This window comes from Nocardia arizonensis (assembly GCF_001310275.1).
GTDB classification, from domain to species: Bacteria; Actinomycetota; Actinomycetes; order Mycobacteriales; family Mycobacteriaceae; genus Nocardia; species Nocardia arizonensis.
The window spans coordinates 72,949-89,813 of the sequence record NZ_LGYZ01000006.1 but is presented as its reverse complement, the minus strand read 5'-3'; the positions used below and the strand labels follow the sequence as shown (position 1 = coordinate 89,813).

The 16,865-nt window shown below is 65.3% G+C and carries 16 protein-coding genes and 3 pseudogenes; 15 read left to right on the top strand and 4 right to left on the bottom strand.

Annotation, left to right across the window (positions count from 1 at the left end; genetic code table 11):
* The first annotated feature begins 655 nt into the window (after window positions 1-655).
* Complete coding sequence (locus APZ21_RS33575) at window positions 656-1,273, top strand: hypothetical protein (RefSeq protein WP_054811349.1); 618 nt, start codon at window positions 656-658, stop codon at window positions 1,271-1,273.
* Window positions 1,274-1,586: 313 nt separating this feature from the next.
* Here APZ21_RS33575 and APZ21_RS35340 read toward each other — a convergent pair.
* Window positions 1,587-1,670 (bottom strand): annotated as a pseudogene (locus tag APZ21_RS35340) (helix-turn-helix domain-containing protein); the annotation flags it as partial.
* Window positions 1,671-1,799: 129 nt separating this feature from the next.
* On the opposite strand from APZ21_RS35340, the pseudogene APZ21_RS01195 reads away from it, so the two are divergent.
* From APZ21_RS01195 to APZ21_RS36205, 5 genes and pseudogenes are all read left to right on the top strand, one after another.
* Window positions 1,800-2,675, top strand: a pseudogene (locus APZ21_RS01195) (Mu transposase domain-containing protein); the annotation flags it as partial.
* A complete protein-coding gene (istB, locus tag APZ21_RS01190; protein ID WP_054811347.1) occupies window positions 2,672-3,565 on the top strand; it encodes an IS21-like element helper ATPase IstB in 894 nt (297 codons plus the stop codon). The pseudogene APZ21_RS01195 and the gene istB, both read left to right, overlap by 4 nt.
* 9 nt (window positions 3,566-3,574) lie before the next feature.
* Window positions 3,575-3,859 (top strand): hypothetical protein, encoded by a 285-nt coding sequence (locus APZ21_RS01185; protein ID WP_054811346.1) that lies wholly within the window; start codon window positions 3,575-3,577, stop codon window positions 3,857-3,859.
* A gap of 327 nt (window positions 3,860-4,186) precedes the next feature.
* Window positions 4,187-4,333 carry a hypothetical protein gene (locus APZ21_RS36210; protein WP_239476437.1) on the top strand — a complete coding sequence of 49 codons (147 nt, stop codon included), beginning with the start codon at window positions 4,187-4,189 and terminating at the stop codon, window positions 4,331-4,333.
* 22 nt (window positions 4,334-4,355) lie between these two features.
* Complete coding sequence (locus tag APZ21_RS36205) at window positions 4,356-4,700, top strand: SDR family NAD(P)-dependent oxidoreductase (RefSeq protein ID WP_239476439.1); 345 nt, start codon at window positions 4,356-4,358, stop codon at window positions 4,698-4,700.
* 58 nt (window positions 4,701-4,758) lie between these two features.
* Here the strand turns inward: APZ21_RS36205 and APZ21_RS01175 are convergent, their stop codons facing one another.
* Complete coding sequence (locus APZ21_RS01175; protein ID WP_054811345.1) at window positions 4,759-5,421, bottom strand: TetR/AcrR family transcriptional regulator; 663 nt, start codon at window positions 5,419-5,421, stop codon at window positions 4,759-4,761.
* Window positions 5,422-5,553: 132 nt separating this feature from the next.
* Here APZ21_RS01175 and APZ21_RS01170 point away from each other — a divergent pair, with 132 nt between their 5' ends.
* The 9 genes and pseudogenes from APZ21_RS01170 (at window position 5,554) to APZ21_RS35320 (ending at window position 13,965) form a co-directional block, all read left to right on the top strand.
* Window positions 5,554-6,687: a VOC family protein gene (locus tag APZ21_RS01170; protein ID WP_054811344.1), complete on the top strand. Its 1,134-nt coding sequence runs from the start codon at window positions 5,554-5,556 to the stop codon at window positions 6,685-6,687.
* A complete protein-coding gene (locus APZ21_RS01165; protein ID WP_054811343.1) occupies window positions 6,684-7,622 on the top strand; it encodes a fumarylacetoacetate hydrolase family protein in 939 nt (312 codons plus the stop codon). Before APZ21_RS01170 ends, APZ21_RS01165 begins: the two co-directional genes overlap by 4 nt.
* Window positions 7,619-9,520 carry an acyl-CoA synthetase gene (locus APZ21_RS01160; RefSeq protein ID WP_054811342.1) on the top strand — a complete coding sequence of 634 codons (1,902 nt, stop codon included), beginning with the start codon at window positions 7,619-7,621 and terminating at the stop codon, window positions 9,518-9,520. The genes APZ21_RS01165 and APZ21_RS01160 overlap by 4 nt, the downstream gene beginning before the upstream one ends.
* A 29-nt stretch (window positions 9,521-9,549) precedes the next feature.
* Window positions 9,550-9,873, top strand: a complete 324-nt coding sequence (locus APZ21_RS01155; RefSeq protein WP_239476436.1) for a DoxX family protein — start codon at window positions 9,550-9,552, stop codon at window positions 9,871-9,873.
* Window positions 9,870-11,654, top strand: coding sequence for a bifunctional 3-(3-hydroxy-phenyl)propionate/3-hydroxycinnamic acid hydroxylase MhpA (mhpA, locus tag APZ21_RS01150; RefSeq protein ID WP_239476435.1), 1,785 nt, complete (start codon window positions 9,870-9,872; stop codon window positions 11,652-11,654). Before APZ21_RS01155 ends, mhpA begins: the two co-directional genes overlap by 4 nt.
* A complete protein-coding gene (locus tag APZ21_RS01145) occupies window positions 11,546-12,643 on the top strand; it encodes a cytochrome P450 (protein ID WP_239476438.1) in 1,098 nt (365 codons plus the stop codon). The genes mhpA and APZ21_RS01145 overlap by 109 nt, the downstream gene beginning before the upstream one ends.
* Entirely contained in the window at window positions 12,640-12,837 is a 198-nt protein-coding gene (locus APZ21_RS01140) for a ferredoxin (RefSeq protein WP_054811339.1), read from the top strand. Before APZ21_RS01145 ends, APZ21_RS01140 begins: the two co-directional genes overlap by 4 nt.
* A pseudogene (locus tag APZ21_RS35325) lies at window positions 12,834-13,217 on the top strand (FAD-dependent oxidoreductase); the annotation flags it as partial. The gene APZ21_RS01140 and the pseudogene APZ21_RS35325, both read left to right, overlap by 4 nt.
* Window positions 13,218-13,284: 67 nt before the next feature.
* Window positions 13,285-13,965 carry an FAD-dependent oxidoreductase gene (locus APZ21_RS35320; RefSeq protein ID WP_239476434.1) on the top strand — a complete coding sequence of 227 codons (681 nt, stop codon included), beginning with the start codon at window positions 13,285-13,287 and terminating at the stop codon, window positions 13,963-13,965.
* Here APZ21_RS35320 and APZ21_RS01130 read toward each other — a convergent pair.
* Both APZ21_RS01130 and APZ21_RS01125 read right to left on the bottom strand, forming a co-directional pair.
* On the bottom strand, window positions 13,908-15,059 hold the full coding sequence (locus APZ21_RS01130) for a PucR family transcriptional regulator (RefSeq protein ID WP_162240289.1): 1,152 nt from the start codon (window positions 15,057-15,059) through the stop codon (window positions 13,908-13,910). The genes APZ21_RS35320 and APZ21_RS01130 overlap by 58 nt on opposite strands.
* Window positions 15,060-15,566: 507 nt before the next feature.
* Entirely contained in the window at window positions 15,567-16,478 is a 912-nt protein-coding gene (locus tag APZ21_RS01125; RefSeq protein ID WP_054811337.1) for a hypothetical protein, read from the bottom strand.
* Window positions 16,479-16,865 lie beyond the last annotated feature (387 nt).

The following is a 16,865-nucleotide window of genomic DNA, read 5'->3' as shown; positions in this document are numbered from 1 at the left end:
GATTCAATGAACCACTGAACAACCCGCCCCACAAAGGTTGACATCTTCCGCGGACGGCTTCGGCGTGTAGGGTCCAGTTGAACGAAAACTGGCGTTAGCGAGTGCTCGGTTCAGGAATGAGAGTCGTTCGCGTGGAGAGTTTTCCGGTGCCTGCCCAATTCTGTGGAAACTGGGGTTAAGCACATGCCCGCGTATAGCGGCGCACTATGCGCGATAGCTCGATTATCGAGCTGGTGCAACGGGCTCCTGTGGATCGGTCGACTCGCGAAACTATGTGCGGCGGCACCTGAGCTCAACAGCCACCACGCCGTCCGTGATCGAAAGGGGCTACTGGAGCTTTCGCGCCGACGCCTTTGACCCGATCACCTGACACGCCGACAAGCCGTCAAGCACCGCCGGTCGAATGCGGTAAATTGGCCTTGACATCAATAGGATGTCGGATGGCTCCTGACCAGCCCTTTTTGGGATGGCACGGTGTCGATCATGAAGGGCGATCGGGCTTGGCCGCTACGCGCGGCCCCGGTCCGCCGCAGATATCTACGCAGCTAGTCCCGAACCGAATCGCTTCAAGGAACATCCCAGCTCAGCCTTTTCACTGTGCGATCCCAGCGGTCATCGCACCGATGACCCCGGCAGATTCCAAGGAGGAGGAGAGATGATCAGTGCATCCTGCAAGCTCCCGTGGGACGCAAAGAACGCGGCGTTGATCAAAGGTGATGAGGTGTGGCACACCGACTGGTCCGGTCAGACGCTGAGCATCGCGGAATGGGTCGGGCGAAACTTCACCGGCAATCTTCCCTCCTGGAAGTCGGTCGATGCGGCCATGCAACTGCCATGGAGCACGAAAAACGCGGCGCTGTTCAACGGCGATCAGGTGTGGCACACCGACTGGCCGGGTCAAACACTGACCATCGCGGACTGGGCCTCCCGCAACTTCACCGGCAAGCTGCCCGACTGGAGCAGGATCGATGCGTCCTGCAAACTCCCCTGGGACGAGAAGAACGCGGCGCTGTTCAACGGCGATCAGGTGTGGCACACCGACTGGCCAGGTCACACGGTCGACATCGGGGAATGGGTCGGGCGCAACTTCACCGGCCACTTCCCCTCCTGGAACAGGGTCGATGCGGCCATGCAACTGCCGTGGAGCACGAAGAACGCCGCGTTGATCAACGGCAACCAGGTGTGGCACACCGACTGGCCGGCCCAGACGCAAAACCTCGCCACCTGGGTCCGCACCAATTTCGGCGGTAGCCTCCCCAACGGATGGAACTGAGCAGCAGACTGGCCTTCAGGCCATGGACTGCGCTGATGACAGCGGGTTCCCGCTCACGAGAGCGGGGGCCCGCCCTATCCGCGGCAACGGCCATAGCGCCAGTTTTCGTGCCGATGTTCCCCATGTCCCGGGTCATCGAAGGACTGTCTCGGCGAACAAAAGAATGCCACCGCAGTGCCTCGGCGAGACGCCGCCGCGAATCACCACTGCAGATCGAGAGTCTGGCTCGGTGGTGCTGTCCCATCCAGTTCTGCGGTTCATGGTGCCGACCGACCTCATCCCGGATCCTCGCGCTCCGCGCGCATTGGAGCTTGCCGCGGGCGGCGAGCATGCGTTGCAGCTCGCTAGCCTTCCAGATGCCGCGGTTGGCCGCGGCTAGACGCAGGTTCCATTTCAATGGGCCAGTCCTTTCCATCGGTCGGCGACTCGGCGTTGCCCGGTCACCCAGGCGTCTTCAACGTGAGTGGCGTGAACGTGGATATATCGGGCAGTTGTGGCCGTCCAGGAGTGACCACATAATTCCTACCTCGCACCGTCGACCGATCAGCCGCACCTGATCGAAGGCCTCGACCGGGTCGCCCGCAAGCTGGGCGGGGTGACCGGCACCTGGCGGTTCGACCGCATGTCCACCGTCTGCCACCCCGCCTCGGGGCAGGTCACCGCGTCGTTCGCCGCGGTCGCGAAATACTACGAGGTCATCCCGGCGATCTGCCCACCCCGACGCGGCAACCGCAAAGGCGTCGTCGAGAAGGCCAATCACACCGCCGCGCAACGCTGGTGGCGCACTCTGGCCGACGATGTGACAGTCGAGCAGGCTCAAACCGGCTTGGACGGGTTCTGCTCGCTGCGCGGTGACACCCGCCTGCGCCCGACCGCCGACGGCCGGGCGAGTGTCGCGACGGTCGCGGCACGAGAACCGCTACGGCGCATGCCCGCCGAGCCTTATCCGGCGATCCTCGCCGAACCCCGGGTCGCCTCCCGGCAGGCGATGATCTCCTGGCGCGGCAACCGCTATTCGGTGCCACCCGAACTCGCGGCGGCGACGGTGATCGTCGCGCAGCCGTTGCGCGGCAACATTATCGACATCGCCACGACCGACGGGATCGTGATCGCCCGCCACGAACGCGCCACCGACGGGCTCGGAGCCACCGTCCGCGACCACGGCCACGTCCTCGCCCTGGACCTCGCCGCGATGCAAGCCGCGAACTCCGGCCGCCCGCACCGCCGCAAGGAACGCATCCCACCCGGTGACGCCGCCCGCGCCGCCGCGGCGATCCTGCGCGCCGCCGCGAACCCCGCCACCGCGGCGGCCGGACCAGCGCCGGGCGAACCGGCCACCACCGGCAATGTCACCGATCTGGCCGCCTACGAGCGCGCCGCCACCGCCAGGAGCCGCACATGACCAGCCCGAAGAAGCCGGCCTCCGCCCGCAAAGCCGTCAAGGCGGTCGGCGCCGAGGAGACCGCGACCCGCTACCAACAGCTGCGGTCGCATCTGTCGACACTGAAACTCCACGCCGCCGCCGAGGCGCTGCCATCGGTCCTGGACCAAGCCGGCAGCGAGAACCTCTCCGCTACAGCGACATTGGAGAGACTGCTACGGATCGAGGTCGACGACACCGAAGCACGCCGGTTGACCGGCCGGTTGCGGTTCGCGAACCTGGCGACCCCGGCGTCGCTGGAGAACTTCGACACCGACGCCGCCTCCGGGATCGACCGGCCACTGCTCGACGAACTGGCGACCTGCCGGTTCCTGGAGACCGCGACCAACGTCCTGCTGATCGGCACTCCGGGAACCGGCAAGACCCACCTGGCGACGGGTTTGGCGCGCGCTGCCGCGCACGCCGGCTACCGCGCCTACTTCACCACAGCCGCGGAACTCGCCGCACGGTGTCACCGAGCGGCGATCGAGGGCCGGTGGGCGACCACGATGCGGTTCTACGCCGGCCCGGCGCTGCTGGTCATCGACGAACTCGGATATCTCCCGCTGCCCGGCGAGGCAGCGGCCGCGCTGTTCCAGGTCGTGTCGCAACGATATTTGAAGACCTCGATCGTGATCACGACCAACCGGGGCGTCGGGTCGTGGGGAGAGGTGCTGGGAGACAACACGGTCGCCGCGGCGTTGTTGGATCGCTTGTTACACCGATCGATGGTGATCAACCTCGACGGCGATTCCTACCGGCTGCGCGACCACCAGGCCACCGCGGACAACCTGCGGCGGGCCACGACGGGGAATCGGGAGCCGCTAAAATCTGACCCGCTCACGGTGGGGAATTTCGGCGAGCCCGCTTGAGGAGATTCGGTGAGCGCGGTCACAGTAACCGATCAGATGCGGGCCAACGCCGCCAGCGTCGAGGAGGTGGCCGACGTGGCACCCCTTCTCCTGCAGAACTTCGACAGGGCAACGGATCGCAACGGCGGGTATATGCGGTCCCACGCCGTGCTGGGCACAGCGATGTCGGGCGAGGTCGTCAGCCTGTTCTGTGAACGGATCCAAATGCGCGCTGACGGGTGCAGAACTGGAAAAATCGAAGAACTCGGGCCGGACCTCGGCTTGACCGCCGCCCTGCTCGGCTTGACGAAGTAGCGCCGGGGTGCACCCGACGCAGGCAAAGCTCCCCGCGACACAGCTGGTAAATGCAATTCCGAGAGGTGTGTATGGGAGGCTCGGACGCTGACGGCCGCGTCGTGCTCGTAGCCTGTGGCGCGAGTGGGGTCGGCGCTGCCACCGCGAGGCGGCTGGGTTCGACCGGTTATCGGGTGGTGGTGGGTGATGCCGATGAGGCGGGAGCGCAGCGCACCGTGGGCGATATCGCCGGCGGCTGGGGGCACGGGACTTGCGTGCGGTTTCGATCTTGCCGACGAGTCTTCCATACGTGAAGTGATCACTACGGCCGCAAGGTAATTCGGCAGGTTGGACGGAGTGTTCAACGTCGGTGCGGATATGCGGGCATTGCGGGGGGATACCGATGTCGTCGACATTGATCTCGATAGCTGGGATCGCCTCTTGACCGTGAACCTCCGCGGTTACCTGCTGACCATGAAGCACGCCATCCCGTAGCTACTCGCAGGCGGGGGCGGTCATCCTCAACACCTCCTCGGCGGCGGCGTTTCAGAGAGAACCTGCGCGCCCTGCCCATGCCGCTGCGAAGGCGGGCGTCGGGGCCCTCACGCCCCACGTCGCGACACGCTGGGGCCGCGAAGGAATTCGGTGCAACGCCGTGGCCCCGGGGTTCACCGCAACCGAGACCATGAGGTCGGCTCCTCAGTGGCCCGATCTGCAGGCCGGCGCGCTACGGCGTATGCACAGTCCGCGAGTCGGCGACACTGACGACGTGGCTGCGCTGGTCGCCTTTCTGATCTCCGACCACGGTGCGCGGATCAACGGCCACGTGCTCAATATCGATGGCGGCACAGTGTTGTGTTGAGAGTCTGCGGTGCGCGCGGGTGGTGGGCCGCCTTGCGCTTGTCGTGGTTGCGTGTTGCCTACGCCGCGTCATCGGTGCCTGGCAGCGTGTCGACGGTGGGCAGTGGTCGCTGGCATATCTCGTGGGCCTCGTCGGTGGAAAGGCCGAACATGCGCAGCAGGTCTTCGGTGACCTGGTCGGCGGCTTCGGCGTCGTCGCGTTCGGGATGCTCGTGTAGTAGTTGGCCCAGGCATAACGCGGCCCCGGTGACGACGGTCATGGCCAGTTCGGCATCGTGTGTGTGGAATCGGCCGGCTCGGGTGGCGGCCTCGATGTCACGGCGAGCGCGTGGTGCCAAGCCCTTCTCCGACACTGCCAGACTCATCCCGCTGTTGAGCAGGACTTTGCTCAGGGTGGGATTTCTGCGGTGCAGGCGGCCGGTCAGCCGGAAGCCTTGCGCGAATACCTGGGCCGGGTCCTCGATGTCTTCGGTGAGCGCGTCGAGGGTCGCGCCGAGGATGTCGAGCACCTCTTCGACGGCGGCGGCGAACAGCTCGTCGCGGGTCTGGAAGTGGTTGTAGAACGACCCCATCCCGACATCGGCCGCCTGAGTGATATCCGAGATCGGGACGTTCATCTTGCCTCGAGCGATGAACATCTGCGCCGCGCCGACGAGTGCGGCGCGGGTGCGTGCCTTGCGTCTCTGTAGGCGGTTCGGTCCCTGGACTGCCTGCTCGGCCATCCTGTTCGCCTCCTCTGATCTCCGCTCGATCCTACCTCGCGCTGTCAGTTATGAGGAAATGTTCAGATCGGGCTTGACTGAGAACTTCTTCGTAAGTGAGGATATATTCAGGTACACCGAAGGGAGCGGTCGATGAACGACCTGCGTGATCCCCATGCGGATCTGCACAGTGAGCACGGCGCCTTCGTCGGCGAACATCCGGGGCGAGCGCTGAATCCGATCGTCAAGGTGCACGACCTCGCATGGCTGGAATTCGAAAAGCGCGATCTTGTCGGTGCCGAAAAGTTCGCGACCGCTTTCGGTTTCACGACCATCATGCGAACCCCGGCCGAGCTGCACCTGCGCGGCGTGGACGCCGGGTCACCGTGTGTGATCATTCGCCGTGGCGCGCGCTCCCGATTCGTCGGTCCGGCCTTTTCGGTGGCCGACCGGAAAGATCTGGCACGGTTTTCGGCTGCGACTGGCGCGGCGGCAGCCCCGCTGCCGGAAAGCCTCGGCGGCGTGAGTGTCGATGTCGCAGATCCCAGCGGACTGAGGGTCCGACTCGTCTCCGACACCGATGTTCACGCTGAGTTGCCGGCGCAACCACCGCACACCCTCAACATCGGCCGCGCACTCGCCCGCGCCAACCGCACTCAGCGACCACCGCGAGAACCATCGCGGGTGCAGCGCCTGGGCCACGTCGTAGTTCAGACGACCAAGTACCGCCAGACCTTGGACTGGTATCTGCAATACCTGGGCATGATCGTCAGCGATTTCCAGTATTACCGCGGTCAGCGTGACCGCGGGCCGGTCATGAGCTTCATCCGTTGCGACCGCGGCCACACTCCCGCCGACCATCACACGCTGGCTCTGGTACTGGGGCCGAGGAATCGGTATGTCCACTCGGCCTATCAGGTCGCCGATCTCGATGCCCTCGCCGCGGGCGGGGAATACCTCCGCGGTAGCGGATACCGCAGATCCTGGGGGATCGGACGTCATATACAGGGCAGCCAGCTGTTCGACTACTGGCGCGATCCGGACGGATTTCTTGTCGAACACTTCACCGACGGGGACATGTTCGACTGCACGGTCGAACCGGGCTGGGCACCCATGACTGCCTCAGGCCTTGCTCAGTGGGGCCCGCCCGTCAGCAAAGACTTCCTCGGGATCAGTCCCAGCCGAGAAATGCTGCGGGAGGCGCGGGCTGCGCTCGGCGCCTTGCGCGATGACAACGAATTCGATCTCCGCCGCCTGCGCGGCCTGTTGAAAGTGGCCTCTTCATGAGTATGTCCGTTCTTCGCACCACCGGTGGTTGGTGGGTGTCGACACCTGCCGGCGCAGCCCGGGTGGACACGACCGCGACATCCACCGGGGAGCTGTTGGCCGATCGGGCGGCGTTGGCGGCAGCATCGACGAGCACTCGACTCGTACCTGCCGACAGTCTGTCGTTGGTATCGCCGGTGACCGCACCGTGCCGGGTGGTGGCTCAGATGACCAATTTCGCTTCTCACGTTACCGACGCGGGCGGAGACCCGGACACCGTGCCCCTGACGTTCTTCCGGAAGTCCTCCGGTTCGATCAGCGGTCCGTTCGACGAGGTCATCCGGCCCGCTCATGTCCGGCTGCTGGACTACGAGGTCGAAATCGGTCTCGTATTCGGCAGGGACATGCCGGTGGGCACCACCATCACCGCTGAGAATCTCGCCGACTACGTCGCAGGTCTGGTGGTCACCAACGACATTTCGGCTCGCGATGTGCAGCTACCGAAAACCCAGTTCTACGAGGGCAAGTCCTATCCCACCTTCACCCCGGTCGGACCGGCGCTGGTGCTACTGGATGCTGATGAGCTGCAACGGTTTACCGAGCTGCGGCTGCGGCTGTCGGTCAACGGTGAAATCCGCCAGGACATGACTGTGGCGGACATGATCTACCACCCGGTGCAGACTTTGCAGGCGCTGACCAGATTCCAGCACATCGCCCCCGGTGACCTGTTGCTCACCGGAACGCCGGTCGGCACCGCGATCAGTGCCCCGCCCAAACCGGTCGAGATCGTCGGCTCGCTGCTTCCCGCCGCGACGAAATGGCGATTGTTCTTCAAAGCCCAAGCCAAGAACCGGAAGTATCTGCAGGACGGTGACGTGATCGAAGCGAGCGTGGCTACCGACGACGGCAAGATCGACCTCGGGCGTCAGCGCACCGTTGTGAGGTACGCGCGATGACCGAGCAACTGATCAATCATGAACTGCTGTGGCCGCGTTACGCCGAACCCGCCGACCTGCCCGCGGTCGAGGCGATACCCCTGGAAGAGCGGGGGTTGCCTGAATCGACCTACGCGCTGCTGGTGCGAGCGGCTGAGCTGTGGCCGAATCGGACAGCGCTGACCGTACTTCCCGAAGCTGCCCGGTGGCGGCAACCGTGGCAGTGCACCTACTCCGACCTGCGGGCACAGGTACACCGGTACGCGAACCTTCTCCGCCGCCTGGGCATCCGGCGTGGTGACGCGGTCGCGTTGATGGCCCCCAACTGCGCCGAGCTGATCCCGGCGACCCTCGCCGCTCAACTGGCCGGAATCGCCGCCCCGATCAATCCCGCACTCTCGCAGCACCATGTCGCAGAACTATTGAAACGTTCGGGTGCACGGGTACTGATCGCCGCCGGCCCTGAACTCGACGCCACCACGTGGGCTTGCGCGCGTGAGCTGGCCGCTCAGGGACTACTCGACTCGATACTGTTGCTGCGACCCACCGCAGCGGCGTCGACCCCGGAGCCCGTATCGCTGGTCGACGGTGTTCACCTCGGCTATCTCGACGAGTCGGCCGGTGAGGAAGACGCCCGCAGTTTCGCCGGACAGCTACCACGATCGCACGATGTGGCAGGGCTCTTTCATACCGGCGGCACCACCGGGGTTCCGAAGCTGGCCGCACATACCCATCGCGGTGAGGTGGCCAACGCCTGGATGATCGCGGCCAATTCGTTGCTCGACGAGCAAGCGGTGGGATTCGCCGCCCTGCCGCTGTTTCATGTCAACGCACTTGTCGTCACCTTGCTCGCGCCATTGTTCAAGGGACAAGCGGTGGTGTGGGCCGGCCCACTGGGCTATCGCGATTTCGCCCTCTACGCAGAATTCTGGAAAATCGTGGCCCACTATCGGATCGCCGCGATGAGCGCGGTCCCGACGGTGTATGCGGTACTGGCGCAATGCCCCGTCGATGCCGACATCAGCACGCTGCGCTACGCAATGGTCGGTGCCTCTCCACTGCCGGCGGCAGTGCGGGACAACTTCCAAGCCCACGCCGGTGTCACTCTTGTCGAAGGATATGGCCTCACCGAGGCCACCTGCGCGAGTGCGCGCAGCTTCCCGAACCAGCCGCGCCCGGGCGCGGTCGGGCAACGCATGCCATATCAGCAGATCAGGGTCGTCCGCGTCGGGGACGACGGAACGTGGCATGACCTTCCCGCCGGTGAGACGGGGGTTCTGGCAATCAGCGGGCCGACCGTTTTCGCGGGATATGTCAGCGGTCACGGCGAGCGCGGGCATGTCCTCGACGGTCTCGGCAAACTCGTCGACGGATGGCTCGACACCGGCGACCTCGCGCACATCGACGAGGACGGCTTCATCCATCTGCACGGGCGCGAAAAGGATCTCATCATCCGCGGCGGACACAACATCGACCCCGCGCTCGTCGAAGACGCCCTGCTGTCGCATCCCTCGGTGACCGCCGCCGGCGCGGTCGGGCGACCCGATGTGCACTCGGGCGAGGTGCCGGTGGTCTACGTCACTCTGACCGCCGGTGACGAGACCCCCGAACCCGAACTGCTTGCCTGGGCGGGGGAGCACGTCCCTGAACGGGCCGCCGCGCCGAAAGCGGTTGTCGTGCTCGACGCCCTGCCCGTCACCGATGTCGGAAAGCCCTACAAGCTCGGATTACGCGCTGATGCCACGCGACGAGAAGTCCGCGACGCTCTCTCCGAAGTCCCCGGTGTGACCAGCGTGGCCGCCGTCATCGAGGACGGTTCGATCATCACGACAGTCGAACTCGAATCGGACGCTGACCGCACCAGTGCCGAAGCCGTTTTGAGCGCATACGCGATCGAATGGAAAGTTGTGGTCCGATGACGACTGCCCCGGCCACGATCCTGGCTGTCGTGCTCGCGGTGCTGTTCGCGCCGCTGGGTGCCGCGAAAATTGCGGCTCTACCGCAAATTCGGCGACGAGCCGACCACGCCGGCTTCTCCGTCGACGCATATCGAGTCATCGGATGCCTCGAGATCGCCGGAGCCCTCGGGCTGCTGATCGGCATCGCGTGGTGGCCGATCGGCGCCGCCGCCGGTATCGGGCTGACACTGCTGATGATCGGCGCTCTCGTGACCCACCTGCGGGTGCGTGACCGAGTACAAGAGTTCGCGCCCGCGGTCGTCGTCGGATTTCTGTGCGGCTGCTACCTGGTGGCGTTGGGCACGAGCCGATGAACACGCTCGACACCGAGGTGATCATCGTCGGTGCCGGCCCGACCGGGCTCACCGCGGCGAGTCTGCTTGCCCGGCACGGCGTGGAATCGGTTGTGCTGGACCGCTGGCACGACGTCTACCCGCAGCCACGGGCGGTGCACCTCGACGGCGAAATCCGGCGAATCCTGGCCCGCCTCGGTATCGACGAGGAGTTCGCCGCCCTCTCCCGGCCCGCCCTCGGGCTACGACTGGTCGATCCCGCACTGCGGGTTCTTGCCCAATTCGATCGTGCCCCGGCCGGCGGGCGCAACGGCTTTCCCGAAGCGAATCTGTTCGACCAGCCCGACCTCGAGGCCGTACTACGTCGCAACGCACGACGACACGCCGAAATCACGATCCGCGGCGGCGTGGAGGTGACCGCAGCGGTGCAGGAAAGCGACTGGGCGCGTGTCGATTACACCGACCGCACCAGCGGCGCCACCGCATCGATCCGGGGCCGGTACGTCCTGGGCTGTGACGGCGCCAACAGTGTCGTTCGCGCCTCGATCGGGTCGGCCATGCGCGACCTCGGGTTCGAACAGCGCTGGCTCGTCGTCGATATCGCCACCACCGCCGAACTCGGCGAATGGGAGGGCGTGCACCAGGTCTGCGATCCGGCCCGCGCGGCCACATACATGCGCATCGGAGCCACCCGATACCGGTGGGAATTTCGCCTGCTGCCAGGCGAATCGGACGCCGACTTCCAAGATATCGCCGATCTGTATCCGCTGATCCGGCCCTGGACCAAGACCATCGAGCTCGACGAACTCCAGCTGGTCCGCGTCGCCGAATACATCTCACGAGCCCAGATCGCTGATCGATGGCAGGCCGGGAGCATCTTTTTGCTCGGCGACGCCGCGCACCTCACTCCTCCCTTTATCGGTCAGGGCATGGGCGCCGGTGTGCGCGATGCGGCCAATCTCGCCTGGAAGCTGGCTGCTGTGCTGAGCGGCTCTCTGCCGCCGCAGGTGCTCTCCAGTTACGAGATCGAACGCAAACCTCACGCGCGCAGCCTGATCCGGCTGGCCACACTGACCGGAAGGGCGATGACCGAAGGCGGCGAATTCGGCAATGTACTGCGCCGCCTGATCGTGCCGCGGCTGATACGCATACCTGGCTTCACCGGAGTCGTCACCGGCGACGAGACGCCACCGCTGCGGCGATCGGCGTTGAACACCCGCCGCCGCTTCGGCCGTGGCCTGGCGGGCACGCTGATACCGAACGTGATGGTCGACGCCGACCGCCGATTCGACACCGTCGCCGGCGGCCGCTACACGCTTGTCACCGTCGCCGAACCAACCCTGGTGCAGCGCATCGAGATAGCGCGGCGCGGGGCTGTTCTCGTTCCGGTCGAGGCGGGCAGCGAGTTGGGCGTGTGGCTGCGGCGAAAGTGGGCTCGCGCCGCACTCGTCCGTCCCGATGGCACGGTCCAGACCGCAGCACGGACAGTCGGTTCGGTGCTCGGCGTGCTCCCGGGCAGCGGCTCCGGGCCCGCCAGCCTACACCGATCCCCGTGCGGGGATCACCCCGATCTTGTACAGGAGTCCCGATGCGTAAACACGCCCGAATCCCCGTCTACGAACCGAATCTCTACTCCCCCCAAGCAGTTCGAGACACCTACCCGCACTATGCGCGGTTGCGGGAACTCGGCCCGGTGGTGTGGCTGGCGCGCCAGAAAGCTTATGCGCTGCCGCGGTACGCCGAATGCAAGCAGGCGCTGCTCGACGACACGACGTTCATCTCCGGCGCGGGCGTCGCCCTGAACCCGCTCACCAACCGGCTCTCGCGCGGCACCACCTTGAACAGCGACGGTGACGACCACGCACGCCGTCGAGCGCTCCTGTCCCCCCATCTGACGCCACGAGCATTGCGCGCGATGCGGGAATCTGTCGACAAGCAGGCGGACGCGGTCGTCGCGACCGCAGCCGACCAAGGCCACGTCGACGGCGTCGAATTGGCGACCGCACTACCGATGTCGGTCGTGCCCGACCTCATCGGATGGCCGCACGAAGGCCGCGAACACCTCCTGCGCTGGGCAGGAGCGACTTTCGACGCACTCGGACCCTTCAACTGGCAAACCGCGCGGTCCACACCATCGGGCTTCGAGATGATGCGCTTCGCCCGCCGGGTCGCCCGCGAGCGCTCCATCCTGCCCGGCGGCGCCGGCCGAGACGTGCTGAAAGCCGCCGATGAAGGCACGCTCCCGCGTGCGCAATGCCCAGCCCTGCTGATCGACTACCTGGCGCCGTCACTGGACACCACGATCAGTGCGATTTCCAGCGCCCTGTACCTGCTGGCCACACATCCCGAGCAGTGGCGGCTGCTGAAATCGGACCCTTCGCTGATCCCCAACACGGTGAACGAAGTTGTCCGCTACCACTCTCCGATCAGGGCGTTCTCCCGCAAGACAGTTCGCGACGTCGAGATCGCCGGAGCCTCGATCGAAAAGGGCGCGCGAGTCGTGGTGATCTACGGCTCGGCCAACCGCGACCCACTCGAATGGGAATCCCCCGACACCTTCGATATTCGCCGCGACGCCGCCCGCCAACTCGGATTCGGCCACGGCACCCACGGCTGCGCCGGACAAGGCCTTGCCCGCTTGGAGACCCAAGCCATCCTGCGTGCGCTCACCGAACGTATCGACCACATCGAGGTGGCCGGACAGCCCGAATGGGCGATGAACAACATCATTCACCGCTACGCGCGTTTGCCCCTGCGACTCATCCCCGCCCGAAAGAGAGAACACCGATGAAAATCACCGTCGACTACGCCCGCTGCGAAGGGCACGGACTGTGCGCCGAACAAGCACCTGAGGTGTTCAGCCTCGATGACGACACCGAACTGATCTACCACTTCGACGGCGAGAACGTTCCCGATGACAAGGTCACCGCGGCGCGCGCCGCCATCGTTTCCTGCCCGGTCGCCGCCCTGCGGGAAGCATCGTGAGCGAGCGTTGCGCCGTCATCGTCGGCGAATCCGTCGCCGGTGTCACCGCCGCACGCGAACTGCGGGCTCTCGGGCACCGAGGCACGATCACCCTCGTCGGCGCCGACCCAGACGGCTCCTATTACCTGCCCCCACTATCCAAGGCGGTGCTCGAGGATTCCGCAGCCGACGACACCCTGGGCTATCGACTCGATGACCTCGACCTCACCAGTGTGCACTCGCGCGCGGTCAGCGCCGACGTCGACCGGCGCACCATCGTCACCGGTGACGGCGACACACTGTCCTACGACGCGTTGATCATCGCGACCGGCGCCGAAGCCCGCCGCATCGCGAAACCCGGGCAACTCGGCGAACTCGTACTGCGGACGTTCGATGATGCGCGAATACTGCGCTCACGCCTCGACACAGCCACGTCCGTGATCGTGGTCGGCGGCGGGGTTTCTCGGAATGGAAGTCGTCAGTGCCTGTGTCGCCCGTGCGATCCCGGTTACCGTGATCGACGTCGAGCCGCCCCTGCACACGATCCTCGGCTCCTATCTGAGCGGCGTGATCAGCGCCCGCGCCGAACGACACGGCGTCCGAGTAGTGCACACAACGGATTTCGTCACTCTGTCCGGCGACCCGGTCAGCGGCGTGGCTCTTCCCGATGGAGCCGTTCTGACAGCGGATCTGGTGGTGACCTGCGCCGGAGAAGTCCCGAACACCTCCTGGCTGGCTGGGACCGGTTTGGCCGATCGCAACGGTGTCGGCATTGACGACGCATGCAAGACCACAGTCCCCGATGTTTACGCCGCCGGTGATGTCACCTACCGACGCGCCGACAACAGGCGTGCCCCGTTCTGGTCCAACGCAGTCGCCCAAGGCAAGGTCGCCGCCGCTTCCGCACTGGGACTGCAGCCGACCGGAGCACCCGACGACAACTACTTCTGGACCGAAATCCTCGCAACAGCAATCAAAGTCGTCGGGCCCTTGTCCCTCAGCGGCGCATCCACCCATGTGGAGGGCGATGTCGCCGCCGGATCCGCCCCACTCACCTGGCGTCATGACACAGGGCAGGCAACCGTCGTCGCCTACGGAGTACGCAAACCCATCGCCCGGCTGCGCGCGCTCGCCACTTCACCGAGCTGATCACCGCGCCGGTCATACCCGCGGCCGGATCGGGATCCCGCAACGTCGGCAGGCCCTGCGATCAACGGCTCAGAGAATTCCGGGCGTCCCGGAGGATCGAGACCTCCAGGACGCCGGCACGGATAGCCGACAGACGTGCGGTCCGATCTGGTCGGTCGATCTTCGGATCCGGGGGCAGGTCGGCCACCAGCGCGCTGCACGACCGGTTTGGCTCCGATGTCAGCGGCCAGGTTTCGTCCAGTGCAGGGTCTGCAGAGCGGCAGCCACCTGGACCGGGTTGGCGGCCAGCGGTCGGGGAGGAGCGTTTCAGCTCGGGCCATTCGACGCAGGACAGTATTGCGGTGGGCATACACCCGCGCGGCGACCCGGCCTACGCTTCCGCTTTCCTCGACGAAAGCGAGGACGGTCTCTCGAATCTCCGGTGAAGCCTGGGCGAGGTCGCCGAGTGTCTGGCGCAGGAACTGCTGCGCTCCGTCGGCGTCGTTGGTCAGCAGCGCCACGAGTTGGATCTCGTCGAAGAAGACGACACGTTGCGGCGATTCCAGCCGAGCGACCATACGTTGGGCCGCAACGGCTTCGAGGTGGCTGCGCCGGAATCCCTCCACGCCCGGGGCCCGCCCACCGACGGCGACTTGTATCGAACCGCTCGGGTTCACTGCCGCACGGAGTTGCTCACGATCGATGTCCGCGGTTCCGGGGAGCCATACCCACTTCGTGGAGGCGCCCGGCATCACGATCAGGGGGCGGGTATTGCGTTGTCCACCAAGGTTTTCCACGATCACATCAACCTGCTGCAGCCCTACATCGGGTTCGGCGCTCCATACGATCACGGCGGTGTGGGTTTGCTCGAGCCGGTAACCCAGTTTCGATTCGGCTCGTCGAAGCGTGATCGGGGCGCCATCCAGGACGAGGGCGACGGTCTCTCGCAGTTCGGGCCGGCTGCCGCGCAATATCTCCGATCGTTCTGCACGCATGAGTTCCATCGCGCGGGCCGCCGTGTTCTCCACGAAGTCGCCGATCGACCAGGTAATGACGTGGAGCAGATTCTGCAGTTCGTCCGGATCTTTGGTGAGATCGAACACCGTGTTCAGCATCAGCCGAAATGCCATGGCCTGACCAGCCCGATAGGCAGCTAGTGCGATGTCCTCGATACCCCGTCGGATCAGGTCCCGTGCGATGTCGACATTTCGCTCGCCTTCCCAGCCGATCTGCGCGCGGGCGCGCCAGAGGTTCTTCCGACGTCAGACGCCAAACGGCCCCCAACGAGCCAGTCATTGCCGAAGATTTGCTACCGCGAAAATTCGGCGGCGTGTCGAGGCGATGACACGCTGGAAGAACACCCGACCGATGGCCATGCCAACATCCCGACCACGAGTAGCAGGTGATGCTGCGAACTCAGGTCGCGGGAGAGCCGGCGACCCAGCGGTCGTGCACCGCGGCTCAGCAGGACTTCGAGGCCGCGTCTCACCGAAATCTCACACTTTTGATGAGAAATGACCGGTCGTATCGAGACTCGACCAGAGAGGGCATGTGCGTGAAACCCTGACTTGCTCAGTCAATTTGAGCACTTTCCAGGCACCACCGGAAAACTGGAACCTGTGTCAAGTGGTCGCAGGTTCAAATCCTGTCAGCCCGACCAGCGCGGCCTTACCTGAACCAGTGACTGAAAAGACACTGGCAAGGGTAAGGCCGTGGCCATTTTCCTGAACTGTCTGATCATCTATGGTGCTGTTTCCACCGCCTGAGCTGGATGGACGACTCCGCTGCCTTGTACTCTTCGACCCGCTTCCAGGGCGATGTCCAGTTCGGTCGGATACGAGCCGCATACCCTCAGCCTCGGCAGTGGCTCGTTGCCGGTAGGCCCGGTGAGCATCGTGCAACTCGGTGAACAGCGGTGTCTTCTCGTCCGCGGCTACGTCCGGGTCGTCCAGGTAGAACCGCTCGAAGAACGTCTCGTTGAGCAGGCGGCGGATCGAATCCGTGCCGTCGTGGTAGAGCTGGCGGGGGTTGGCGACGAGGCGGAGCGCGTCCCGCAGCATCTCGACACCGAGGCCCAGTTCTGCGGTCGTGTTGGTCAGCCCGGCTTGGATGCGGGCGCGCTGGATGGTGATCTCTTGCAGCTTCGCCTTGATCTTGCCGATTGGCATCGTGTCATCGGCGAGAGCCGACACTAGACGGTCTTCCTGTTGATCAAGCTTCTTGAGTTGGCGTTGCAAGGCGGCGTGCCGTTCCTTCACGCCAGCGGATTCATCCGCCAGGGTTTCGTCCAGAAGGCTACGAAGCTCACTGGCGAAGTCATCGGGCAGGCCGAGCGTCTGGTAGTGGTCGATGATCACCTGTTCCACCAGTTCCACCCGCAGATGCGGCAGATCGCAGAGCCCATCCTCCCGGCCGCGGCACACGAAGTACTGGTACTTGACGCCACCCCGGCCGGTGACCTCGGCGAAGATCAGGCGACTTGCCCGTGGCGTATAGCTCGAACGCCTTGCGTACCAACGGTGCCCGCTTCTCATCCACCGCGATGGAGTTGACGAGGGAGCCTTCGTGATCCACCCGGACGTTCAGGTAGCCCAAGCGGGCGCGAGAGATGGTGCCGCCGAGATCAACGGCCTTGCGGCGTAGCTTCTCCTGGATGTCGAGGCCCTGGATCTTGTTGGTGAACTGGTTCATCACGTCGACCATGCCTTCGATGCCTCCATCCTCGCCACCGTCATCGAGACACTCTTCGTCGTGGGAACCGCGATCTACATCGTGTCATCCACAGGTGCCGGGAGCTCCCGACCTGAGCGTCGCTCTCTCGATCGGGGGGGTAGGTGACCACCGGGCGCAGATCCGGGAGTCGCTGGGATTCCGCGAATGCGGTGTGACCGACGCCGTGCTCAGCGCACGCTCATAGTGCG